Source organism: Clostridioides sp. ES-S-0001-03 (assembly GCF_020676075.1).
GTDB lineage: Bacteria > Bacillota > Clostridia > Peptostreptococcales > Peptostreptococcaceae > Clostridioides.
The window spans coordinates 1-24,584 of sequence record NZ_JACVWJ010000011.1; the positions used below are offsets into that span (position 1 = coordinate 1).

The following is a 24,584-nucleotide window of genomic DNA, read 5'->3' on the forward strand; positions in this document are numbered from 1 at the left end:
AGCCAGGATCAAACTCTCAAATAAAAGTTTATCAGGCTCAGATACTATTGTTATCTAAATATCTGGCTTTATGGTTTGTTTCTTGTTTTATAAATTAACCTACTGTTTAATTTTCAAAGTTCATTTTTCATGTTTGCCCTTTTCTTAAGGACAAGTAATACTATATCACCTTAAAAATAATTCGTCAACAGCTTTTTTATATTTTTTTTAAAAAACTTTATACATTAAACTTTTTTAATTCATCTAAATCAAGTACTATCAACATATTAAGTATACTTTTTCTTTTATTTTTATCTTGATATTTTTTTATAACTTCTTTTCTAATCTCGCCTAACACGTTCAAATATTCCTCATAATCCTCAGTATATTTTTCTTCTAGCTCCTTTTTTATTTTTGAAGACAAAGATGGACTTTTACCCCCTGTGGATACACTTATAAGCAAATCACCTCTTTTTACATATGATGGAACAGTAAAATTTGATATTTCTACATTATCAACAACATTTACTAGTTTTTTATTTTTTCTACAATATAATCCTATTTCTAAATTCAGCTCCCTATTATCTGTAGCAGCAATTATCACAGAGCTACTTTCTATATATTCTTCTTTATAATCGTCTTTTATTATATTTATGTTACCTTCTAAATCATGAAACTTATTTAAAATATGTTTAGAAACTACAGTAACACTCTTATTAAAATCTAAAAAGTTTTTACATTTCCTATATGCAACCTCTCCTCCTCCTATTATGACTACATCTAAGTCATCTAATTTTAAGTTAATAGGATATAGCATTTTTTACCCTCCAAAATTTTTATTAAATACATAAACAAATATAGAAATTGTAAAGTCACTTATATTTTCATTTACTAAGATTATAGATTACTAAACTTGTAGATGAAAATATTTTAAAATAACAAATTACAATTTCTATACTTTTCATAATACTTTATATTTTAATAGCTTATTTTCTTAATAATTTAGCAATATCTTTAGCAAAGTAAGTTATTATTATATCTGCTCCTGCTCTCTTTATAGATGTGATTGCTTCAAGAATTACATCTTCATTTAATAATCCTTCTTTAACAGCTAACTTAAGCATAGAGTATTCTCCACTTACATTATAAGCAGCTAAAGGCAAATCAAAATTATCTTTAACTCTTCTTATAACATCTAAATATGATAATGCAGGTTTAACCATAAGTATATCTGCACCTTCTAATACATCAAGTTCTGTTTCTATCATAGCTTCATTGCTATTTGCAGGGTCCATCTGGTATGTCTTTCTATCTCCAAATGATGGTGCTGAATGAGCTGCTTCTCTAAAAGGTCCATAAAAATTTGAAGCGTATTTGACACTGTAAGCCATTATACCGATATTTTCCAAACCATTTTCATCTAAAGCTTCTCTTATTGCTTGTATTCTTCCATCCATCATGTCAGATGGAGCAACCATATCTGCTCCTGCTTTAGCATGACTTACAGATATCTTAGCTAAATATTCTAATGATTTATCATTATCAACATAACCAGTATCTGTTAAAATTCCACAATGTCCATGACTTGTGTACTGACACATACAGACATCTGTTATTACATTTATATTTGAATCTATTTCCTTTATCTTTCTAATCGCTTTTTGTACTATTCCATTCTCATTAAATGCTTGTGATGCACATTCGTCTTTTTCATCTGGTACACCAAATAACATTATATGTTCAATTCCTAAATCTCTTATTTCTTTTATTTCTTCTTCTAACATGTCTATTGATAAGTGATAAACATCTGGTAAAGATTTAATTTCTTCTTTTACATTCTCCCCTTCTACTACAAATAAAGGATATATTAAATCTTCTACATTTACTTTAGTTTCTCTTACCAAATTTCTTATTGCTTTACTTGCTCTTAGTCTTCTTGGTCTTCTTAACATCTCAATCCTCCAAAATTAATTTTCTATAATTAAATCTACTAATCCATTTATTGTAGATGTTGTAGCCTCTTTATATAAATTTATTCCTAAATTATTTATTGCCTCTGTAGTTATAGGCCCTATAGACAATACTTTTATTTTATCTAAAATTTTAATATTTTCTTTTCCTATAATCTCAATAAGATTATTTACTGTTGATGAACTTGTGAATGTTATATAATCTATCTCATTCGAATTTAAAATATCTAATATTTCATTTCTTTTATCTTCATCTATCACGGTTCTATATGTATGTATTTCTGTTACTTCACAAATTTCCTTAAGCTTATCAACTAAATAGTCTCTAGCATTTTCTGCTCTAGGTATAAGTATCTTATCATTTTCAGTTAAAATTGGTGATAGCTCTTCATATAATGATTCTGCTACAAATTTTTTTGGTACTATATCTGCTGTAATTCCTCTTTTCTTCAATTCACTTGACGTTGCTGAGCCTATTGCACATATCTTTAGGTTAGATAATATTCTTGAATCAAAATTCACTTCATAAATCTTCTCAAAAAATATTTCTACTGCATTTTTACTGGTTAGTATTAGATAGTTATATTCATTTATATTTTTTATTTCATTTTCCAATTTAGTATTATTCTGTATTTTTTCTATCTTAATAGTAGGTATCTCTATTGGATTCCCACCTAAATCCATTATCTTTTCTACTAATACACTATTTTGATTTCTAGACCTAGTCACAGCTATACTTTTTCCAAACAAAGGTTTCCCCTCAAAGAAATTCAGTTTTTCTCTAAGTCCTACAACACTTCCAACTACTATAAGAGTTGGTGGTTTTACTTCTTCTTTGATAGCAACTTCATAGACATTTTCAAGTGTAGATGTAACAACCCTTTGATTATATCTAGTTGCCCAACTTATAAGAGCAACTGGTGTATCTTTGCTCTTTCCCTCTTTCATCAAGTTTTCACTTATTTTCTTCAAGTTAGAAATCCCCATCAAAAACACAAGAGTGCCTTTATTGTTTGCAAGAGCATTCCAATTTAATTCCCCACTATCATCACCTTTCAGATGACCTGTTATTACATGAAATGATGAAGCGTGGTCTCTGTGTGTTATAGGAATACCCGCATAGCATAAACCTCCTATTGCAGAAGTTATCCCTGGAACTACTTCAAACTCTATACCTTCATCCACTAGAGTCTCTGCTTCCTCTCCACCTCTACCAAATACATAAGGGTCTCCACCTTTTAAACGAGTCACAAGTTTTCCTTCTTTAGCTTTTTCTGCTATAACTCTATTTATATCTTCTTGTGGCAAAATATGATTGCTTGATGCCTTTCCTACATATATAAATTCACAATCTGTTTTAGCTTCTCTTAAGTAACTACTATTTGCTAATCTATCATATACTATTACATCCGATTTTCTTATACACTCTAAGCCTTTCAGAGTCATGAGTTTATAATCTCCTGGTCCTGCACCTACTAAGTAAACCTTACCCTTCATAACTTTCATACTCCTTCAATACAAGTTTAGCTAACTTTAAACCTAACTCTCTAGGAGAAGAGATATCTCCTTCTATGGACTTAATTACTATTTTATTTCCTTCTGAATCTCCATATAAACCAGTAAGATGTATTTTATCTTGATTTATTTCACAATAAGCTGCCATTGGAATATGACAACTTCCATTCACACCATCTAAAAATCCTCTTTCAGCTAATATTTGGATTTCTGTATCATTATCTTTTAGTGAGTTCACTATCTCCTCAACATCACTATCATTACTTCTTATCTCTATAGCTAAAGCCCCTTGAGCAGGTGCTGGAATGACAACATCAACAGGTAAATAAGAACTTATTTTATCTTGTAAATTAGCCCTTATTATTCCTGATGCAGCTAATACAATTCCATGTAGATTTTCATCTTTGATTTTTCGTATTCTAGTCTCTACATTTCCCCTAACTTGAACTATGTTTAAATCAGGTCTTTGCTTTAATAATTGAAATTTTCTCCTTTTACTCCCTGTTCCTATTACTGCTCCATGAGGTAAATCATCTAGGCTTTTATATTCATCTCTAAGTATTAACACATCTCTTGGGTCTTCTCTTTTAGGTGTATGAGCAAATTTTAGTCCATCTGCCAAATAAGAAGGCATATCTTTCATACTATGTACTGCTATATCTATCTGTCCATCCAATAATTGTTGCTCTATTTCTTTTACAAATAATCCTTTATCACCTATTTTATCTAATGAAACATTTTGAATTATATCTCCTTTTGTTTTTATAATTTTGATTTCAAAATTAATATAAGGATATTTCTTTTTTAGCTCATTTATTACCCATTCAGTTTGTATAAGTGCTAGATTACTACCCCTAGTTCCAACCACGATATTCATATTAAATCTCCTTTAAATATTACATTCGTCTATTTTATTTTGTTCTCTTTATTTACTAGTATCGTAGAAAAATAAGATATCTTATCTTCAAGATGTGCTTCTCTTAAATCCTTAAATACAGTTTCACTATCTTGAGACGAATTACTAACTAAAATAGCATGTTCTATCAGATTATATTTTTCTAATTTTTTTATTATTTCTTTAAAATTCTTATACACTTTCATTAACACTATAGAATTATAATTTTGTAGAGCATTCTCTATCTTATCATCTTCCATAGTACAAGGAACTACTACTAATGCTTCTCTATCCATAACTAATGGAAAATTTTGATTAGATGCTATATTAGAAAACGAAGAAATTCCTGGTATAGTTTCTACTTCTATCTCATCTACTATTCTGTTCATTATATACACATATGTACTATAAAGCATAGGGTCACCCAATGTTACAAATCCTACATTTTTACCATTATTAACATCTGATATAATTTCCTCTGCTACATTGTCCCAAGCTAGTTCTTTTTCGTTTCCATCAAAACTCATTGGGAAATGTCTAGATTTTATCTCTAGTGATTCTGGTAAATATTCATTAACTATTGATAATGCCAAGCTTTCTCCACCCCTTTTTGACTCTGGAGTGTATAAAACATCTAGTTTTTTTAGAGTATTAACTGCTTTTATTGTAAGTAAAGAACTATCTCCTGGTCCTGTTCCTATACCATAAAACTTAGCAGTTTCTGCACATTTAAGAGTATGACGAACAAATTTATCTTGTATATAAGGATTTTCTCCTAGCCCTTTTAAATGAATTTTCACATTAAATCCATTATCTTCAAGTATTGTCTTCCAAGAATCCTCTTCATCTCCTGCCATATCATTTATGGCATGGTCACCTGCAACTAACATAAATGGCATTAAATTTATAGTTTTTATATTTCCTTCTTTTAATCTTCTCATTACATGTTCTATTTCTGGATAACCTTCAACCGTACCAACATAAGCATTTACTCCATTATCTCTAAGCATATATTCTAAGGCTGGATATGCTGAATGAGACTCATGAACTGTTCCATGACCCATAAATACTACTGCTTCATCACTTTCCATATGAGGAATTTGATGTTTAATTGCCTCTACTGATTCTTGATAATCCTCTATGTGAGTAAGTAAAGGTCTACCTAATATAAGTTTTTTAAATTTAGAAGAATAGCTTTCTACTTGTTCTTTTAGCTTATTAAATTCTTCTCCACATATAATATGAAGCGTTTGAATTATTACTTCGTCATACCCTTGCTCATATATTTTATCTAAAGCTTGTGTAGGGTTGTCTATTTCTATGCCATCTCTTTTTTTTATTTTATTTATTATCATATTTGATGTATACGCTCTAAAAAAATTATAGTTTTTTAACGAATTCTTTATTTTATTTTCACACACATCTATTGTCTTTTCTCTTGTTTCATGGTAGCTTGTCCCAAAACTTACTACTAATAAGGCTTTCTTCATATCTTCTCCTCCTAAAAATCACACAATTATGTCTTTAATTTTATTTATGTCATTAATTACATTTTCGTAGTTAATCGATTCTCGTTTAATAATTACTACTGGTATATTGAGATTTTTACATGCATTTACTTTTTCTAAAAAACCTCCTGCTACCCCACTTTCTTTTGTTATAACTAAATCTACATCATAATGTTTATATGTTTCCTCGTTTATACACTGGCTAAACGGACCTTTCATTGCTACTATATTGTCTGCATTTAAACCTAATTTTTCACAACTTAAGATAACTTCACTTGTCGGAAGAACTCTAACCACTAAATTTTTATTACTTATTCCTTCTACAAATCTGTTTAAGTTTTTACTTCCTGTTCCTATAAATATATTTTTTCCTATTTTATTTGCAATTTTACAGGCTTCTTCAATTGTATCTACTATAAACTTATTGTCATAATTTATTTCTTCTATTAACGATTTTCTTTCAAATCTTATATACTCTATGTTTGATAACTTTGCACAAGTAATAGCATTTTTAGATACTTCAACTGCATAAGGATGAGTAGCATCTATTATTCTAGCTATATAATTATCCTTTATAAACCTTAGCATTTCTTCTTTTCCAAGCTTACCTAAAACTATATTATTTGTATGTTTTTGTGCAAGTTCTTTTCCATATTCTGTAGTTACTGAAAGTACATAGGACTGATTTTCCAATTCATTTATCATATCACATATAGCTAAACTATCTGAAGTTCCTCCTAGAATCAAAATCATACTGTATAACCTCTTGGAGTTATCATCAGTTCACCATCAATATAAGTAGATTTATTTCCGATTATAACCATAGTAGTCATATCAACTTTTTCAAAATCCATATTCTCAAAAGTACATATAAACTTAGTTTCTTTTTCTCTACCTACATCTTTGACCACTCCAACAGGTGTATTTCCATCTTTAAACTCTCCCATTATTTTAAATGCTTTACTTAGATGTTCACTTCTTCCCTTACTTCTTGGATTATACAGGCATATTACAAAATCAGCTTCTGCAGCTAACTTTAATCTTTTTTCAATTACTTCCCATGGAGTCATTAAATCACTTAAACTTATATGACAGAAATCATGCATAATAGGTGCTCCAAGTATAGCTGCTGCACCAATACTAGCAGTAACACCTGGAATTACTTTAACTCTTATGTCTTCACTTTCCTTAGATATTAATTCTAAAATAAGTCCTGCCATTCCGTATATACCGGCATCTCCACTACTTATAACTGCTACTTTTTTCCCTTTTTTCGCTTCTTCTACTGCTTGTTTACATCTATCAACTTCTTGTCTCATACCATTTTGAATTATTTCTTTATCACTTATAAATTCTTCTATTAAATTTATATAAGTCTTATACCCAACAATAGCCTCAGAGTCCTCTATCGCTTTTATCGCCTCTAAAGTCATAGTATCTTTATTTCCTGGTCCAATTCCTACAACATATATCATATTTTTATTCTCCCTACCGAAAAAGTTATTCCTTTATATTTGTGTTTTTCAACTATTAAGTTTCCTTTACTTAAAAGATATGCTACAGGTTCTGCTACTGAATATACACCTACATTTTTTTTCACAAAATCGGATTTATCAAACATATCATCAACTTTGGATATTTCATCTATTGAAAATGTCTTAAATGGCGCTTTTAGCTTTTTTGCTAAATCAATGATTGCCTTTTCATCTTTTTTTAGGTCTATACTTCCAATTATTTTTACAGCTTTAATATCTATATTTTGTACCTCAAAAAATTCTAGTAAAGAATCAAACATCAACTTACTATCTGTGTATCTTCTACACCCAATCCCTATAACTATATCCTTTGGAATCACTTTTATTATTTTTTCTCTGTAATAATTATGTGTAAAGTTATTATCCACATCTAAACTTTCTATATCTTTAGTAAAATTTATCTTGTTGCTTACTATAACTATCTTTTCTATATCTTTATTTAAAAAACTATCTTTTAATCCTTTACTACTTTTTATAAGCTTAAATCCTCTAGTGTCAACTTGATAGCCTTCCTCAACATACAAACCAACACATTTACCATTTACTAACATAGAATTTACTTCTTTTACATTTTCTCTAAAGTTATCAATATAAGCATTTAATTTTTTTGCTATCATATCTAAAGAAGCTTTTTGGTTTACATCAGTAGCTGTTGTTATTACTGGATTCGCATTGATAAGACTACTTATATAATGCGTTAAACTATTTGCTCCTCCAATATGTCCACTCAATAAACTTATTACATTTTGTCCTTTCTCATCTATCACTAGAATTGCAGGGTCACTAAACTTGCTTGTTATATATGGTGCTATACTTCGTACAACTATCCCTGTCGCCATTATAAATATTATGTACTCAAATTTATTAAATACCTCTCCTACAAAATCACTTAGTTTTTTTTGTATTATTTGTACAGAATCTTCCTGACTAATATCTAAAGTACCTTTTTTATTTTTTATTTGATATACAACACAATTGTCCACTAAAGATTCTATCTTTCTAGCTAAGTTTTTTCCGTTTTCAGTAATACAAATTATAGCGATATTACCCTCTATACTCATGTTTAAAATCCTTATCATATAACTTTGAGTTATTATATTCTTCTCCTAAAAATCTACCTACCATTATTAAAGCAGTTTTATTTATGTTATTTTCTTTAACTTTTACAGCTATATCATTTAAAGTTCCTTTAACTATTTTTTCATCTGCCCATGTAGCTTTATATATAACCGCTATAGGAGTGTCCTTTGGATAACCGCCTTCTAATAATTTAGATACAACCTTCTCAATCTCTTGAACTGATAAAAATATTACCATAGATGTCTGATGCTTAGCATAAGATTGTATTGATTCCTTTTCAGGAACTGGAGTCCTTCCTTCCATTCTCGTTATAATAACACTTTGAGAAATTTCAGGAACTGTATATTCCACTCCTAGAGATGAAGCTGCCCCTAAAAAAGAACTCACTCCTGGTGTACAATCATAGTCTATATTCAATTTATTTAAATCTTCCACTTGTTCTCTAATTGAACCATATATAGAAAAATCTCCTGTTTGTAATCTCACAACAGACTTGTTATTTTCTATACCATCTCTCATAACATCTATTATTTCTTGTAAATCCATATGTGCACTATTATGTATTTGACAATCTTCTTTACAATATTCTAAAAGCTCAGGATTGACAAGTGACCCAGCATATATTACTACATCTGCATTACTTAATAGTTTATACCCTTTCAAAGTTATTAGCTCTTTGTCTCCAGGTCCTGCTCCTACAAAATGTACTTTATTCATCATCATCTTCCCCTTTTTCACAAGATATTATATATATAGGATTTAGTGGTTTAAAATATTCACCTTTTCCCAGTTTCTCTAGTTTAGAAACATTTAAAACACATACATCTATTTCTTTAAACCCATATTTTCTAAGTAACTTTAGAGTTTGGTTAAATGTTTCTATGATTATAAAATTAGCTACAAGTCTTCCTCCTGTAATTAAAGTTTTTTTAGACCATGCTATTATTTCTTCTAAGTTATTTCCAGTACCCCCAAGAAAAATAGAATCAACTTTAGTATTTAAGCTTATGTTTATCGGTGCATAGCCTTTTATTACTTCTACATTTTTCAAATTAAACTTTTTAATATTTTTTTCTATAAGTTCTACAGCAGCATCATTTTTCTCTATAGATATAACCTCTAGATTGGGATAGTTATATGCAGCTTCAATGCTTACACTTCCTGTACCAGCACCTATATCTATAAAACTCTCAGCATTTACTAAATCTAGTTTGCTTATTGATATTGCTCTAACTTCTTCTTTAGTAATTGGAACCTTACCTGTTATAAATTCACTATTCCTCATCTAAAATCACCACAACATTCATTCCGAAATTGTCCATTCTTATTATTTCATCTGGCTTTGCTATTGTTATTTTTTCATTATCATATGATAAATTCTCACCTACAACAATAATTTTATTTAAATTCCTATCTATTATTTCTTTACTTATTTGCTTTGGTCCTATCTTAGAATCTGTAACCATACATACTTTTTTATGTGATAGTATATAATCGAAATCTGGTATTTTACCATGGCTACTGGTAATATATAAATCATTCATATCAACATATATCCTTGAAAATATATATTGTAAAGAACTAATTCCAGAAACCATATTTAACATCTTATTATCAATATTTTTAGATAAATACTTACCTATACCATATATCAGTGGATCACCTGAAGCTATTATTGATATTTGCTTTTCACTATTGTTATTTATATACTCTACAATTTCTCTTAAATTAGAATCTAATATTATTTTTTCTCCTTCAAAGTTTTTTACAGATTCTAAATTCCTTCTGCCACCAATTAATACATCTGAAGTAGAAATTAAATTTTCACCTTTTTTTGTTATATAGTCTAAGTTACCAGGCCCTAAACCTATTATATTTATCATATAAAAACCTCCAATAAATCATCTGTATTATCTGATTTTCCTAACAAAGACTTATCCATTGAAAAAATTATTACTTCTACATCAATATCATCTACATCTTCATTTAAATATTGCTTTACTCTATCTCTACATTTATTACTCAATATATTATAAACCTGTTTATATTCGCTATTATTTATTAACTCTACAGCTTCTTCAGCAGTTAAACACTGATTTATTTTATGTAAAAATTCATGTGTAGCTCCCATTAAAGCTAGATTTGCCACTAATATCTCACTTCTAGCATCTGCTACTTTACTATGAGTATTAAAAATCCCAGCTGATACTTTTATAAATTTACCTATATGCCCAGCCATCAATATTTTTTTATATCCTATTCTTTGAGCCTCTTTAATCATATAACCAATAAAATTACTGGTTCTTACTACATACTTAATATCTAAGTTCAGTTTCTCTCTTATAAATTGTTCTCCATGATTTCCTGGAACTAATATTATCTTGTCTAAACCTTGTTCTTTTTTCATTTGGAGTTCTATAGATAAAGATTTTTTCCAGCCCTCATCGCTCATTGGCTCAACTATCCCAGTTGTTCCTATTATAGATATTCCTCCAACTATTCCTAACCTTGGATTAAATGTTTTTTTTGCTATTTTTTCTCCTTGTGGAGCAAAGATTGTTATTTTTAAAACTTTATCATGCCCAAGCATAGATTCAAAATCACTTTCTATAAGCTTTATTATTTCTTGATTTATCATTCTTAATGGAGTTGGATTTATGGCAGGTTTACCAACACCTACACTTAATCCTTTTTTAGTTACTACTCCAATACCAGTTCCACCATAGACCCTAATAAATTTATAGAGTTCACTTTGACATTCTTCACTAATATTTATGTTATCAATATTTTCTAAGGTAAGATAACTATTGCTATCATCAGTTTTAGATATAATTTCAACTCTTGCATAGATATCCATAGTATGTGTTGCATCTATATCATCTCCACCATCTTTTTTTACAGAACATTCCACAAAATCATCAGAAATGTTTACATTATCAATATTTAATGATAGTGGTATTCCCTTAGGAGTATCTATGTTTATTGTATCAATTTTATTTTTTGTAATCATCATATACACAGCAGCCTTAGATGCACCTGTAGCACAAGAACCTGTAGTATATCCTCTTCGATACTTTTTCCCATCTATATATACATATTCTTCCATATAGATACCTACATGGCATATAAGATAGCATTCACTATTGCTGCTGCTAAATTACTACCACCTTTTCTACCTTTAGAAATTATATATGGTATATCTGTCTTTTCAACTTCATCTTTTGACTCCTGTGCTCCTACAAAACCTACAGGAACTCCTATAACTGCATCTACATCCAATTTCCCTTCTGATTTCATTTCCATAACTTTATATAAAGCTGTTGGTGCATTCCCAAGTACAAATATCTTTCTTCCTTCTTCTTTTGATGCAATTTCTACAGCTGCCATAGAGCGGGTAATACCTTTTTCTTTAGCTACTTTTGCAGTTTCATCATCTGCTACTAAACATTTATATTTGCATCCCAATGCTTCCAACTTCTTCTTATTTATTCCACTCAGAGCCATATTTGTATCTGTATAAATACTTGCATTATTTTTTAGCGCATCTATTATACTATCAACTGCCTTTTCTGATATTTTTAATATATCCAAGTAATCAAAATCAGCAGTAGTATGTATAGCTCTTTTTATTATTTTTTCTTCAATCTCATTTTTAAATTTATAATCTGGTCTGATTTCATCTATTATTCCTTGTATTAATTCAAAACTTCTTTCTTCTATTTTCATAGGATTCTTTATGTATTCCATTCTACTTCCCCCTTAATTCCACCATCTATTATATCCAAGGTATAGATTTTATTATAAACAGAATTTATATTAGACTCACATAATACATCTATTAATTTCTTATCATTCATAAGCTTATCAATTAAAATCCCTATTACTGTACCACTATGGGCAATATTTACTCCATAGGCTCCATATAGCTTAGATATTTTTATTATTTCATTTAAGTATTCTTTTTTTTCTATATTTTCGTTTGCTAAACTACTTAATGTACAAGCCTCTCCAACTAAGGATAAATCATCTTTCTTCAGACCTTCTTCTAAAAGAGTAAATGACTTTTTTATAATTTCCTTATTTTCGATTTTTAGCTTACTATAATCTTTCCTCATTCTAATTTTCATCGTATCTAATACTTTATTAGGTTCAAGAATTATAACTTTTGCATTAGTTATATTTCCCAAGTATTTTATAACAGTACCATTTAATGGATTAAATATACTATTTTTATTTATAAATATAGAGTCTGTTGGTTCTATTTCTGCTGCCAATTTCGATATTTCTTCACTATTTAAATCTTTATCTATTAACGATAATGTTGCTTTTATAGTAGCCCCTATATCAGCTGTCGAACTTGCCATTCCTTTTCCAACAGGTATTTTGCTGTTTATATTTAAAGAAATGTTTTTGGTATCTTTTTTAGGCAAATTAAATTTTTCAAATACCTTTTCTATAGCTATTCTTGATTTATGTCTACCTAAATTTATATCTTTTAATTTCTCTTCAATACATACCTTAGAGTACATATTTATAGCATATGAACATAGATATTCTTCATCATCTATTATCCCTTGAACAAACTCTCCACATGATGCTGGGCATATTCCATAAGATTTCATTTTAATCACCTAATAAATTTTTTATATTTTCTATAAGAATTTTATTATCTTCATGAGATTTTATAGCTATCCTTATAAAACTGTCATCCAATCCTATAAAGTTGGACGCATCTCTAACCAATATATTTCCATGCTTAAACAAATCTTTTTTTAACTCATAAGCTGTCTTTTTATAAACTTTTATTAGGATAAAATTAGCATCTGTATCATAAGCTTTTATATTTCTTATGTTTTTTAACTCTTGTAACATGTATTTTCTTTCTTTTATGTAGTACTCTTTACTATTTCTAATATAATCTTTATCTTCAAAAACAAAATTGGATAGCATATCAGCAAAAGAATTTATAGTCCATGGTTCTTTATGCTCATAAATTTTATCCATAATGTTGTTATTACTTGTAAGGCCATACCCTAATCTTAAACCAGGCATTCCAAAAAATTTAGTCACAGCTTTAATTATAAATATATTTTTATTTGACTCTATATATTTAACTAAACTATATTCATTTTCATTTTCAACAAATTCCATAAAAGTTTCATCGATTATTAGCATCTTATTGTTTTCATTTAATAAACAAACAAGTTCCTTTAAATCTTGAACATTCCCACTAGGATTATTTGGATTACATATAAATAAACAATCAAATTTTTCAATGTTATTTTTTACTGTATCTATATCAAGTTTAAAATTATTATTTGAATCTAATTCTAAATCTATAATATCTATATTATTTAGTTTGGCACTTCTTCTATACTCTGAAAAAGTGGGGTTTATTATAGCCAATCTTTTTTTAATACTCTTCATAAGCAAATAAATTATCTCTGTTGCTCCATTTCCAGGTATTATAAAGTTTGAATTTATATTTATATATTTTGATATATTTTTTCTCAAGTTTGTATAATTTATATCTGGATAATTCCTACATTCATCTAACCCTCTTAAAATATATTTTTCTAAATTTGGTAAAACTTTTGGATTTATATTTGAACTAAAGTCTATTATTTCTTTTGGGTCTTTCCCATACAATTTTGCCATTTCGTCTACATTAGCACCATGCCCCAAATCCTTCATCTACATCCCCCTTAAATCAATACACAATTAATTTATATAATTAAAATCATCCTACATACCACAGATACCAGCGTAAATACTAATATAGAGGTCAATGAAGAAGCATACATAATTTTATTTGTTTTAATTATATCTTCTATATCTATCTCTCTAATTTTATCTCCTATCGTTGGCTTATCTACTTTTTTTCCAAAATAAACATTGGTTCCTCCTAGTTGAATTCCTAAGCCTCCTGATACTGCACCTTCTGAAAAAGCACAATTTGGACTTTTATGATTTTTTCTATCTCTAATAGAAATTTTAAAACAATTCTTATAGTTATAACCAAGAAAAAAGCTCCCTACTGTCATAAGAATAACAGATATTCTTGCTGGTATATAATTAGCTATATCATCAATTTTAGCAGAAGCAAAACCAATATCTTTGTATTTTTCATTCTTATATCCGACAGTTGAATCAAGAGTGTTTATGGCTTTATATGCCATAGCAAGTGGTGCTCCCCCAATAAATGCATAAAGCATAGGTGCAATTATACCATCTACAGTATTTTCTGCCACAGTTTCCACAGTTGCTCTTATTATTTCAGGTTCACTTAAATTAGTTGTATCTCTACCCACTATATAAGATAATTGAATTCTAGATTTCTCTATGTCTCCAGTCTTTAATACATCATAAATTTTTACAGCTTCATCTTTTAAACACTTTGTTGCTAATGTCGTATAAATTATAAACCCATTTACTACAGTGCTTAATAATACATTAAAACTACATAGCTTCACTATAACATAAGTTGCTAAGTAAGTTATTCCAACAGTTACAAACCATAATATAAAGCCACCAATTTTTAACTGTTTTTCATTTTTAGAGGCCTTCCTTATTATCCCTTGGATAAGATTTATAAGTTTTCCAATAAACCTTACTGGATGAGGGAAAGAATATGGGTCTCCTACAATTAAATCTGTTATATACCCTATATAAATAGATAAAATATTCATTTACTCATTTCCCTTTTCCAAAAAATTTTCTATGCAATTTAAGTTATTATAAAAATGTGTATGAAGGTATGTTGCCAGTGTATTTCCTTTGCTATAACCTCCATCCCATTCTTCTATTAAATTTCCTTCTCTTTCTTTTTTCATTGAATATGCACATTTCTCATCACTTTCAAATATTGAATGATGAAACTCATGCCCTTTAATAATTTCACCTGTTTTAGATAAAATTGTATTTTCTTTAGCTATACCAAGGCAATATCCAAACCTCTTTAAAGAAGGTGTCATCTTACTAGTTCCATTAAATATGCCAACCATATTAAATTCTTGTTCCTCTTGATTAAGTAACTTCTCACCTAAGTACATTAATCCACCACATTCTGCATAAATAGGAATATTATTATTATGTGCTTCTAGTATAGAGGCTCTCATTGATTCATTTGCTTCTAGTTCTTTCCCAAATATCTCTGGAAAACCGCCTCCAATATAAATATAGTCTGAATTTGGCACTGATGTATCTTCAAGAGGACTAAAATAGTTTACTTCTAATCCAAGCTCTTCTAAAAGTTCTATGTTTTCCCTATAATAAAAATTGAAGGCTTTATCATATGCTATGGCTATTGATTTATCCTTAACATGCTCTTTTATCTTATTATTTTCTATTAGATTTTGAAAATCAAAACTACTCTCAAATTCATCACTTTCTGAGATTTCGATTATTCTATCAATATTTATGTAGTTTTCAATCTCATCAGCTAAAGTATAAAACTTTTCTCTTAAAGATTTCATCTCAACACTAGGAACTAGACCTAGATGTCTGGATTCTAATGAAAATTTATTATTTGGAGGAAAGTATCCCAACACTTCGATATTACAATATTTCTCTATAGAACTCTTAATTATTTGATAATGGCTCTTAGTTTTTACATTATTTACTATAACACCTTTTATATCCACAGCTTTATCTAGTTCCTTATATCCTAGTACCATAGCAGCACTAGATGCAGCCATAGATTTTCCATTTATAACTAGTATAACTGGGGCTTTTAATACCTTAGAAGTATGTGAACTTGTGCAATTATCTAAATCTATCCCAAAACCATCATATAATCCCATAACTCCTTCTACTACTGAAATATCTGCATCCTTTGAAGATTTATTTACTATATGCTTTATCTTTTCATCATCTAACATATAAGAATCCAAATTCCTAGAATGTCTTCCAGTTATAAATGTGTGATATGAAGGGTCTATATAGTCTGGCCCTACTTTATACGGCTGTACTTTCATATTTCTCTTAACTAAAGCCTGCATTATGCCTAATGATATTGTAGTCTTCCCAACTCCACTGCTAGTACCTGCAATCAGAATCTTTTTCATAATACACCTCCTACCTAAAGTATAAATATAAAGTCATTCTTATTTCATAATTTCATATATCTGCTCTATATCTAAATGTTCTCTCAAGAAATCTGCCAATTTATCATACTCTTTATCTTTAAACTCATCAAAAGAACTTACAGTACTTTCTAATTCTTTTAATCCCTTTTTCTTTCTTATATTATTTAAAATTGCTCTTGTAAAATCTATTTCATCAAATATTCCATGAAGATAAGTACCAATTACATTACCTTCTTTATTTACACTTCCTTCAGTATAATTGACTTCTTTATCTAGTTTTTTTGTTATTAAGTCTAAGCTACTTACTTTATTACTGCGATTTGTAATTCCCATATGTATTTCATAGCCTTTTACTTTCTTACCTTTAAGGTTGTTCATATATTCGCCAGTACATTCAATAATGGTGGCTTCTACTTGAGTTGTAGTCTTTTCCTCTTCAAATATTGTTTCTGTATCTAAAAGACCAATGCCATCTACTTCTTCAATTTCACTTTCAACATGATAAGGGTCTTTTAATTTTTTACCTAGCATTTGATACCCACCACATATTCCAAATATCAATTTACCCTGACTATGTAAATTTTTAATTTGTGACTCAAGACCACTTTCTCTTATGTACTTTAAATCATCTATAGTACTTTTAGTTCCAGGTATTATCAATATATCTGGATTTCCTATAGCTTCTCCATAGTCTACATATCTAAGGCTTACATCTTCTTGTGTTTCAAATATATTAAAATCTGTAAAATTTGACATATGTGGAGTTCTAATTATTTCTATATGTATATCATTTTTATCCATTTTTTTCTTAAATCTAGTTGTTACACTATCTTCATCTTCTATTTTTATATCCATATAAGGAACCACACCTAAAACTGGTACTTTTATAATATCTTCAAGCATCTTTAAACCATCTTGTAGGAGTTCCTTTTTCCCTCTAAATTTATTGATTATTACTCCTTTGACTCTTTTTCTCTCATCATCATCTAATAAAAGCATTGTACCTGCTAATGATGCAAATACTCCTCCTCTATCAATATCCCCAACTATTATTACTGGTGCATCTGCTATTTTTGCCATACCCATATTAGATATATCTCTATCTTTTAAATTTATCTCTGCAGTACTCCCTGCACCTTCCATAACCACAATGTCATACATTGAACTTAAATTATTAAAGGTTTCCTTTAATACATCTACCAATTCTAGCTTATAATCATGATATTCAGATGAATGCATTTCTCCTACAACTTTTCCCCTTACAATCACTTGACTTTTATGATTTCCAGAAGGTTTTAATAAGACTGGATTCATATCTACTATTGGCTCTATTTTTGACGCTTCTGCTTGAAATACTTGTGCTCTCCCCATTTCCAATCCTTCTTTAGTTATAAAAGAATTTAAAGCCATATTTTGTGACTTAAAAGGAGCAACAGTATGACCATCTTGTTTAAATATTCTACACAATCCTGCTGATAAAATGCTCTTACCTACATTTGATGCAGTTCCCTGTAACATTACTTTTTTACCCACTTTCTCCCCCTCCTTAAAGTTAAATTTTACCTACAAATAAAATAAAAAAAGTCCTAATGCTTCTAAAGCTAGGACTTTTATATATATATCAATTAAAAATCTTTCACCCCGAAGACCTCATGTTTTAAATTAAATTAGGCAGGTATCCTGGCTTAACTTCATCCTACTCCTATAACCTTCCCATCAAATTGACAGTGGTATTTATAGTTTCGTTGGTTTCACAGTAGCGGGGGCTGCAAAGGCATCTAACCTTTTTCCCTTTTTACATCTAATTGAGAACCTAATTTTAATCTAATATTCTATTTTTGTTAGTAAGTTTATAAGCACATATCGTTTAATGTTTAATTTATATAAAATCAGTAAAATTCATTTTATTTATTACAGTAAATACATTATCAACTTCCAAAATTGTAATAGATGCATTATCAATTTTAAAGTTCCAATGATATTTATAACTACCAGAAATCAAATGTGTTATTATGTTTCTTATTGTACCTGCATGAGAACATATAAGTATTGCTTTTCTATTTAAATAGTCATCATTTTCTAAAATTATATTGTCAATCTCTTTTGCTACTCTTTCATATGAATCTATCAAACTTTCTCCATTTGGGTATCTATAATTGCTACCTTCTTCTATCATTTTTTCAAATTCTTTTGGATGCTTAACTTTTATTTCTTCAAAAGTTATTCCTTCAAAGTCTCCAAAGCTAATTTCTCTTAGATTTTCTCTTTCTTCTATTTCTATTGATTTCAGCTTTGATATTTTCTCTACTGTATCTTTAGTACGTGAAGATGGAGTTGTATAAATCTTATCTATACTTTCACTACTCATATATTTTGTAATTTTATTTATTTGCAATTTACCTTCTTCACTTATATAACTATTTATATGACCTGATAATCTTCCTTTTTCATTATCAATTGTCAATGCATGTCTTATTAATATTAATCTTATCACATTATCACCACTTTTTAGTTTTAAATAAACATAAAAATTAACAAATATATATAAATCAAATATACAAGTTCTGAAAGTTCTATTCCACAACCTAATATATCTCCTGTTACTCCATCAATTTTTTTATAAATATGATTTTTAAACAATGTTATAAATATAAAAACTGCTATAGCTGAGCATAATACTTTAATCAATACTATATTAGGCACTAAAAATATTAATTTAGCAATAATACTAACTATCAATAATGTATATATTATAGCTGTTATTAACATACTTGTAGTCAATTTTCCTATAAATAAATTCCCCATTCCTTTTGCTCTTGGTGTTACCGTTTTATATGTCAATAACATTATTCCTAACCTTGCAATCATTGGCATGAATATTATAACCCATAGTGAATTATTACTTATAATACTATATACAAATCCAATCTTTAATAAAAGTACAAACATAATTGCTAAAAGCGAATTTGTACCTAATCGAGAGTCTTTCATTATTTCAAGCATTTTCTCTTTGTCTCTATAACTGTATATTGCATCAAATGTATCCCCTAATCCATCTATATGAAGCCCCCCAGTAATCAAAACACCAGCAAGTGTTATTATAATCGCACATATAAATGGCTGAAATAAAAGTATAGAAACCCATCCTATTAAATAAGTTAATATACCAATAACAAGACCTACAAGTGGGAAATATACTATGGATTTGTAAAATTCATCATCAAATCCTACATCTAATTTTATAGGTATCCTTGTCAAAAACTGTAGTATCAAAATAAATCTTTTCATAGTCACATACTACTCCTTTATTTTCATAGGTATTCCACTAACTACAAAATAAACTTCATTGCTTTTTGATGCTATATATTGATTTATACGACCTACAATATCAGTATATATTCTACTAAGTTTATTTCCAGGAACAATTCCCATACCTAATTCATTTGTCACAAATACAAAATATAGATTTGTTTTTTCTATTTCTTTAATCAGTTTACTAATTTGCTCTTTTATATACTCTTCCAATTTATTTATTTCTTCTTGAGTAGATTCTTCTATGTTTAAATTATGTGAAAACATTAAATTATTCACTAATAGTGTGACACAGTCTAGTATAACAGTCTCATGTTCTCCACATATATTTTTAATTATAGAATATATATCTTCATATATTTCATATGTCTTCCAACTTTTAGGTCTACTCTCTTGATGCTTTCTTACTCTATCTTTCATCTCATCATCAAATGGAATAGATGTCGCTATGTAGGCTGTATTATTATTCCTATCTAAACACAATTTTTCTGCAAAATTACTCTTTCCTGACCTAGCTCCTCCTGTTACCAGAATAATTTGACTCATCAAAACACTCCTAAATATATTAAATTTTTTATCGACCCATATCTATCTCATCAAAAGTCGCCATATTTTTGTAAGTATAATTTGAAGCTTCCACTATATTGAATGCCAAAGCAGCTCCACTTCCTTCACCTAATCTCATATCCATATTTAGTATAGGGTCTAATTTCAATATATCTAATGCTCTTTTAGTTCCTGATTCTGCTGATAAATGTGATGCTATCATATATTCTCTAGTTTTTGGATTTATTTTATAAGCAATTAAAGCAGCAGCATAAGAAATAAACCCATCTATAACAACTGGGATTCTATTAGCACTACATCCTAATATAACACCTGCCATTGAACCTATTTCAAATCCACCTACTTTAGATAAAATATCTACACCATCAGTTGGATTTGGATTGTTAATTTCAATAGCTTTTCTAATTACATCAGCTTTATGTTTTAATCTTTCTTTTTTAAGACCTGCACCTATTCCTGTCACTTCTGATGGGTCACATCCTGAGATTACAGATATTATTGCAGTACTTGGAGTAGTATTTGCTATTCCCATCTCTCCAATACCAATTACTTTATAATCTCTTTCTATACATTGCTCTGCTATTTCAATTCCTATTTCTAAGCATCTTATAGCCTCTTGTTTACTCATGGCTGGTCCCTTTGCCATATTTGAAGTACCTTTTCTTATCTTATAATCTAATACTCCATCTAATTTTTCATCACAATTTATTCCTACATCTACAGCTACAACATCTGCTCCTACAAATTTACTTATTACCCCAACTCCACATAGCCCTTTTGAGAAATTTGGAAATTGTAACTTTGTTATGTCTTGAGGGTCAGGTGCAACTCCTTCTTCATATACTCCATGGTCTCCAGCAAAAGCAATTATAACTTTTTTAGTTGTATCAAAATTTTCATTACCAAATATCCCTGCTAATTGCATGCAAATATCTTCTATCTTTCCTAAACTTCCAGTTGGATGTATAAGCCTGTCCAACCTCTGTTTTGCTTTTTCAATAGAAGACTTATCTAGAGAATATATATTCCTTGATATACTTTCTAATAAACTCATTTTCTATCCTCCCAATATTATTTTTTAATTATCTTTTTAGATAAAAGATACTCTTATTTTCTAAAAATTTCAACTTTTTCTTTTTATTTTTACATACATATAGAGATTATTCTACATTTTATCTTAATTTCCTTTATTTTACATTTCTAATTTGCATACAATCACATACTTTTTGTAAAAATATAATTAAAAGAACTTTAAGGAGTTGATATTGTGGATGATTTTTCTAAATTAAAAAATTTATATGAAGATGGATATAGATGTATTTATCATAATTGTGTTGATAATAATTATACTATCTATCTTAAGAATTTTTATACGGAAGGTACAGAAACTGTAGAGTTAAGTAGTGAATCAGATTTTTCACAATTTAAAGATTATATAGATGGACTTAGAATGTCTTAATTCTTTAGGAACCCATTAAAATAGGGAGTTTAACAACTCCCTATTTTGAAGTCACAATTTTTTTAATAAGCTTTAAAAGTTCGTCTCGGTTTACTTCTCTTTGTTTTTTTCTGTCTTTATACTCTTGAAAGTTAACAACTTTTGTATTTGGTTTTTCCATAAACTCACTTCCCATTTAACATTATTAACTTATCTTAATATATTTAATTCTATACAATTTATCTATTTCCTTCTATTTATAATACAAAATTTCTTAAATAATCCCAAATTTTCAAAACAAAATTTTCAAAATATACTAAAATCTACCTTTCAAATATAATATCAAATACAATTTAAAACTCATTATACTTTATAGTATAATATACTAACAAAGTATAATAAAGGAGATTTTAAATGAATATATTACAAAATGAAAACTTAATTATTGAATCAAGTAGCTCTGGTGCTGAGCTTACTAGGATATTTTCTAAAAAACATAACAGAAATATTCTTTGGGATGGTAATAAAAAGCATTGGGGTAGACAATCACCTATATTATTCCCTATAGTTGGTAAACTTCTTGATAATGAAACCATAATAGAAGAAAATTTATACAATATGACTCAACATGGATTTGCTAGAGATATGGATTTTGAAATTACAAATAAAAGTGATACATTCATATCTTATAGTTTAAAATCCAACGAATCTACTCTAAAAAAATATCCCTACTCTTTTGAACTGCTTATAAATTATACATTAAATGACAATAGCATAAATATAGAATGGATTGTAAAAAATACTGACTCTAAAGATATATTCTTTTCTATAGGTGGACATCCTGCATTTAATCTTCCTTTTTATGAACAAGATGACTTTTCTAAATACTATCTTGCGTTTAAAGGAAGAAATAATGTGGAAAAAATTAATTTAAATGGTTCTTTTACTGATGATATAACATTTATTGGAGATTTAAAAAAGTTACAATTAAATCCAGAATTATTTAAAAATGATGCTTTAATATACACTAACATAGACGAAGTATCTATATATAATAATAAAGATAGTAAATGCCTAACTATATCTATGAAGAATTTTCCTCTAGTTGGCATTTGGACTCCTTATTATAGCGAAACTAATTCTACTGCTCCATTTTTATGTATAGAACCATGGTATGGTCTCGCTGATAGTATACATTCTAATAAAATTTATAAAGATAAGAAATTTATAAACAAATTAGGTAAAGGAAAAATTTTTACAACTTCTTATAGTATAGACATACATTAGATAAAAAATTTAATTTACATGTATGTGTTTTTACAAAATATTAATGTAATTCAAAATAGAAAATACCTTAAATATTCTTATAATCAGTATAAAACAAATAAGTTTCTATATTACTGAAATGAGAGTAGGTATAGTATTAGAAAATAGTGTTATTAATATTAATATTTCTTAAATCAAAAAAATATTACTGGAATGCTAAATTTCCAGTAATATTTTTATATCTACAAACTTTAAATTCTATTTATTAACCTGCTCTCTAAGCCATTCAGTTGCTACATCCAGTTGCTTTTTCTCATCTTTTTCTTCAATGGTAGGTTTTATCCCTTTTTCATTGATATAATCTCCATTAGGTGTAAAGTATTGAGCAGTAGTTAGCTTGTATCCTGTTCCATCTTTCAATCTTACAACTGACTGTACCAGCCCTTTACCATAAGTCGTAGTACCTACAGAAATACCTTCTTTATTATCAACAATTGCAGCAGTTAATATCTCAGCAGCAGAGGCGCTTTCTCCATTAGTTAAAACTACTATTGGAAGTCCCAATTTTTCTTTATCAGATTTTAAGTATTCTGTATTACCTTTATTGTCTTTAGTATATACTATAGTTCCTTCACCAATTAATTCATCAGCAACTTCTTTACATATATCCAACATTCCTCCAGGATTGTTTCTAAGGTCTATTACTAATCCCTTAATATTCTTTTCTTTCAACCCTTTTAAAGCTTTGTCAAAATCAGTATATGTACTTGATATAAACTGGGTAATTTCTATATATCCTAAATCATTATCAATTACTTTACTTTCTATGCTTTTCTCAACTATCTGTTCTGTTTTCAGCTCAAAGCTTAGTTGTTTATCTTCTCTCAATACTACTAACTTTACTTTTTTGCCTTTTTTACCTTTCATCATACTTACAGCTTCATCCGAATTTTTATATGATACAGATTTTCCATTGACTTTTATTAATTTATCTCCTGCTTTTACTCCTGCTTTTTCTGCTGGAGAATCTTTCATAGGAACTACTACAAGACCTCCATCTTTTGATGCTCCTATATACATCCCTACACCAACATAAGAGCCCTCACTATCTTCTATTAGCTTTTTCATTTCATCTTTAGTGTAATAACCAGAATATTTATCATTTGTTCCTAGGAATAACCCCTTTGATGCTCCATCCACTAAATCTTTATCAGAGACTTTTTTATAAAAATCTTGTTTTATAATAGATTCTAATCCTAACAACTTATCATATTTTTTATAGCCTTCATAGAGTTCTTTTGATATTACAACTTTGTTCCCTAATGTAAGCTGAAATGCCGATGTGGCCATAGCTGTTATAATTACTAAAATCACCCCTAAAAAAATAGCTTTCTTTTTTGAAATCACAAGATACATCTCCTTTTACATAAAC

General features: G+C 28.5%; 25 protein-coding genes and 1 riboswitch. Of the genes, 2 read left to right on the forward strand and 23 right to left on the reverse strand.

What is annotated here, in order from left to right:
- Positions 1–217: 217 nt before the first annotated feature.
- The 22 genes from IC174_RS17570 to cobT all read right to left on the reverse strand — a co-directional run bounded on the left by IC174_RS17570 (position 218) and on the right by cobT (position 21,502).
- Positions 218–796, reverse strand: coding sequence for a bifunctional precorrin-2 dehydrogenase/sirohydrochlorin ferrochelatase (locus IC174_RS17570; RefSeq protein WP_227436126.1), 579 nt, complete (start codon positions 794–796; stop codon positions 218–220).
- A gap of 169 nt (positions 797–965) precedes the next feature.
- A complete protein-coding gene (hemB, locus tag IC174_RS17575; RefSeq protein ID WP_227436135.1) occupies positions 966–1,931 on the reverse strand; it encodes a porphobilinogen synthase in 966 nt (321 codons plus the stop codon).
- Positions 1,932–1,946: 15 nt separating this feature from the next.
- The gene (gene cobA, locus IC174_RS17580) at positions 1,947–3,446 is read right to left on the reverse strand and encodes a uroporphyrinogen-III C-methyltransferase (RefSeq protein ID WP_227483574.1); all 1,500 of its coding nucleotides are present in this window, start codon (positions 3,444–3,446) and stop codon (positions 1,947–1,949) included.
- Positions 3,436–4,341: a hydroxymethylbilane synthase gene (gene hemC / locus IC174_RS17585; RefSeq protein WP_227483575.1), complete on the reverse strand. Its 906-nt coding sequence runs from the start codon at positions 4,339–4,341 to the stop codon at positions 3,436–3,438. Before hemC ends, cobA begins: the two co-directional genes overlap by 11 nt.
- 29 nt (positions 4,342–4,370) lie before the next feature.
- A complete protein-coding gene (locus IC174_RS17590) occupies positions 4,371–5,849 on the reverse strand; it encodes a cobalt-factor II C(20)-methyltransferase (protein WP_227483576.1) in 1,479 nt (492 codons plus the stop codon).
- 18 nt (positions 5,850–5,867) lie between these two features.
- Positions 5,868–6,620 (reverse strand): precorrin-6A reductase, encoded by a 753-nt coding sequence (gene cobK, locus IC174_RS17595; protein WP_227483577.1) that lies wholly within the window; start codon positions 6,618–6,620, stop codon positions 5,868–5,870.
- On the reverse strand, positions 6,617–7,342 hold the full coding sequence (cobJ, locus tag IC174_RS17600) for a precorrin-3B C(17)-methyltransferase (RefSeq protein ID WP_227436145.1): 726 nt from the start codon (positions 7,340–7,342) through the stop codon (positions 6,617–6,619). The genes cobK and cobJ overlap by 4 nt, the downstream gene beginning before the upstream one ends.
- Positions 7,339–8,463, reverse strand: a complete 1,125-nt coding sequence (gene cbiG / locus IC174_RS17605) for a cobalt-precorrin 5A hydrolase (RefSeq protein WP_227483578.1) — start codon at positions 8,461–8,463, stop codon at positions 7,339–7,341. Before cbiG ends, cobJ begins: the two co-directional genes overlap by 4 nt.
- Complete coding sequence (locus IC174_RS17610; RefSeq protein WP_227436149.1) at positions 8,447–9,199, reverse strand: cobalt-precorrin-4 methyltransferase; 753 nt, start codon at positions 9,197–9,199, stop codon at positions 8,447–8,449. Before IC174_RS17610 ends, cbiG begins: the two co-directional genes overlap by 17 nt.
- A complete protein-coding gene (locus tag IC174_RS17615) occupies positions 9,192–9,767 on the reverse strand; it encodes a decarboxylating cobalt-precorrin-6B (C(15))-methyltransferase (RefSeq protein WP_227483579.1) in 576 nt (191 codons plus the stop codon). The genes IC174_RS17610 and IC174_RS17615 overlap by 8 nt, the downstream gene beginning before the upstream one ends.
- Entirely contained in the window at positions 9,757–10,365 is a 609-nt protein-coding gene (locus tag IC174_RS17620; protein ID WP_227483580.1) for a cobalt-precorrin-7 (C(5))-methyltransferase, read from the reverse strand. The genes IC174_RS17615 and IC174_RS17620 overlap by 11 nt, the downstream gene beginning before the upstream one ends.
- Complete coding sequence (gene cbiD, locus IC174_RS17625) at positions 10,362–11,588, reverse strand: cobalt-precorrin-5B (C(1))-methyltransferase CbiD (RefSeq protein ID WP_227483581.1); 1,227 nt, start codon at positions 11,586–11,588, stop codon at positions 10,362–10,364. The genes IC174_RS17620 and cbiD overlap by 4 nt, the downstream gene beginning before the upstream one ends.
- 8 nt (positions 11,589–11,596) lie before the next feature.
- Positions 11,597–12,229, reverse strand: coding sequence for a cobalt-precorrin-8 methylmutase (locus IC174_RS17630; RefSeq protein ID WP_227483582.1), 633 nt, complete (start codon positions 12,227–12,229; stop codon positions 11,597–11,599).
- The gene (locus IC174_RS17635; RefSeq protein WP_227483583.1) at positions 12,217–13,104 is read right to left on the reverse strand and encodes a cobalamin biosynthesis protein; all 888 of its coding nucleotides are present in this window, start codon (positions 13,102–13,104) and stop codon (positions 12,217–12,219) included. The genes IC174_RS17630 and IC174_RS17635 overlap by 13 nt, the downstream gene beginning before the upstream one ends.
- 1 nt (position 13,105) lies before the next feature.
- Positions 13,106–14,176 (reverse strand): aminotransferase class I/II-fold pyridoxal phosphate-dependent enzyme, encoded by a 1,071-nt coding sequence (locus tag IC174_RS17640; RefSeq protein WP_227483584.1) that lies wholly within the window; start codon positions 14,174–14,176, stop codon positions 13,106–13,108.
- Between the two features lie 32 nt (positions 14,177–14,208).
- Entirely contained in the window at positions 14,209–15,171 is a 963-nt protein-coding gene (gene cbiB, locus IC174_RS17645) for an adenosylcobinamide-phosphate synthase CbiB (protein ID WP_227483585.1), read from the reverse strand.
- On the reverse strand, positions 15,172–16,548 hold the full coding sequence (locus tag IC174_RS17650) for a cobyrinate a,c-diamide synthase (protein WP_227436165.1): 1,377 nt from the start codon (positions 16,546–16,548) through the stop codon (positions 15,172–15,174).
- Between the two features lie 39 nt (positions 16,549–16,587).
- A complete protein-coding gene (locus tag IC174_RS17655) occupies positions 16,588–18,102 on the reverse strand; it encodes a cobyric acid synthase (RefSeq protein ID WP_227483586.1) in 1,515 nt (504 codons plus the stop codon).
- A gap of 119 nt (positions 18,103–18,221) precedes the next feature.
- Positions 18,222–18,401: riboswitch (cobalamin riboswitch) on the reverse strand.
- Positions 18,402–18,448: 47 nt separating this feature from the next.
- Positions 18,449–19,063, reverse strand: coding sequence for a histidine phosphatase family protein (locus tag IC174_RS17660; RefSeq protein ID WP_227483587.1), 615 nt, complete (start codon positions 19,061–19,063; stop codon positions 18,449–18,451).
- 20 nt (positions 19,064–19,083) lie between these two features.
- A complete protein-coding gene (gene cobS, locus IC174_RS17665) occupies positions 19,084–19,857 on the reverse strand; it encodes an adenosylcobinamide-GDP ribazoletransferase (protein ID WP_227483588.1) in 774 nt (257 codons plus the stop codon).
- Between the two features lie 9 nt (positions 19,858–19,866).
- Positions 19,867–20,427 carry a bifunctional adenosylcobinamide kinase/adenosylcobinamide-phosphate guanylyltransferase gene (gene cobU, locus IC174_RS17670; RefSeq protein WP_227436174.1) on the reverse strand — a complete coding sequence of 187 codons (561 nt, stop codon included), beginning with the start codon at positions 20,425–20,427 and terminating at the stop codon, positions 19,867–19,869.
- A gap of 28 nt (positions 20,428–20,455) precedes the next feature.
- A complete protein-coding gene (gene cobT / locus IC174_RS17675; RefSeq protein ID WP_227436176.1) occupies positions 20,456–21,502 on the reverse strand; it encodes a nicotinate-nucleotide--dimethylbenzimidazole phosphoribosyltransferase in 1,047 nt (348 codons plus the stop codon).
- A 213-nt stretch (positions 21,503–21,715) separates the two neighbouring features.
- Between cobT and IC174_RS17680 the strand changes: the two genes are divergently transcribed.
- Both IC174_RS17680 and IC174_RS17685 read left to right on the forward strand, forming a co-directional pair.
- Positions 21,716–21,907, forward strand: coding sequence for a hypothetical protein (locus IC174_RS17680; protein WP_227436177.1), 192 nt, complete (start codon positions 21,716–21,718; stop codon positions 21,905–21,907).
- Positions 21,908–22,300: 393 nt separating this feature from the next.
- Positions 22,301–23,173: an aldose 1-epimerase family protein gene (locus tag IC174_RS17685; protein ID WP_227483589.1), complete on the forward strand. Its 873-nt coding sequence runs from the start codon at positions 22,301–22,303 to the stop codon at positions 23,171–23,173.
- A gap of 237 nt (positions 23,174–23,410) precedes the next feature.
- Here the strand turns inward: IC174_RS17685 and IC174_RS17690 are convergent, their stop codons facing one another.
- Complete coding sequence (locus IC174_RS17690) at positions 23,411–24,568, reverse strand: S41 family peptidase (RefSeq protein ID WP_227436200.1); 1,158 nt, start codon at positions 24,566–24,568, stop codon at positions 23,411–23,413.
- Positions 24,569–24,584: the final 16 nt, after the last annotated feature.